We start from the raw sequence: 1,096 nt of genomic DNA, 5'->3' as shown, positions 1-1,096 counted from the left end.
TCAGACAATCTGTGTGAACACTCAACGCAAAACCGTATCTATTTCGTAAGGAGGTGATCCAGCCCCAGGTTCCCCTAGGGCTACCTTGTTACGACTTCACCCCAGTCATGAACCACAAAGTGGTGAGCGTCCTCCGCGAACGGTTAAACTACCCACTTCTTTTGCAGCCCACTCCCATGGTGTGACGGGCGGTGTGTACAAGGCCCGGGAACGTATTCACCGTAGCATTCTGATCTACGATTACTAGCGATTCCGACTTCATGGAGTCGAGTTGCAGACTCCAATCCGGACTACGACCGGCTTTATGGGATTGGCTCACTATCGCTAGCTGGCAACCCTTTGTACCGACCATTGTAGCACGTGTGTAGCCCATCTCGTAAGGGCCATGATGACTTGACGTCGTCCCCACCTTCCTCCGGTTTATCACCGGCAGTCTCCCTAGAGTTCCCACCATTACGTGCTGGCAACTAAGGACAAGGGTTGCGCTCGTTGCGGGACTTAACCCAACATTTCACAACACGAGCTGACGACAGCCATGCAGCACCTGTCTCACGGTTCCCGAAGGCACACTCGGGTCTCCCCAAGCTTCCGTGGATGTCAAGAGATGGTAAGGTTCTTCGCGTTGCATCGAATTAAACCACATGCTCCACCGCTTGTGCGGGCCCCCGTCAATTCATTTGAGTTTTAACCTTGCGGCCGTACTCCCCAGGCGGTCTATTTAATGCGTTAGCTTTGGAACCCACGACTCAAGGTCACAGACTCCTAATAGACATCGTTTACGGCGTGGACTACCAGGGTATCTAATCCTGTTTGCTCCCCACGCTTTCGCATCTGAGCGTCAGTCTTTGTCCAGGGGGCCGCCTTCGCCACTGGTATTCCTTCAGATCTCTACGCATTTCACCGCTACACCTGAAATTCTACCCCCCTCTACAAGACTCTAGTTGACCAGTTCGAAATGCAGTTCCCAGGTTAAGCCCGGGGCTTTCACATCTCGCTTAATCAACCGCCTGCATGCGCTTTACGCCCAGTAATTCCGATTAACGCTCGCACCCTCCGTATTACCGCGGCTGCTGGCACGGAGTTAGCCGGTGCTTCT

At 53.5% G+C, this 1,096-nt stretch carries 1 rRNA gene; it reads right to left on the bottom strand.

Features of this window, described 5'->3' with window-relative positions:
- Positions 1-46: 46 nt before the first annotated feature.
- Positions 47-1,096: ribosomal RNA gene (locus BLT77_RS19930) — 16S ribosomal RNA — on the bottom strand; the annotation flags it as partial.

This window comes from Ferrimonas sediminum (assembly GCF_900100175.1).
Taxonomy (GTDB): domain Bacteria; phylum Pseudomonadota; class Gammaproteobacteria; order Enterobacterales; family Shewanellaceae; genus Ferrimonas; species Ferrimonas sediminum.
The sequence above is the reverse complement of the archived record's forward strand: the minus strand, read 5'-3'. Positions and strand labels throughout refer to the sequence as shown.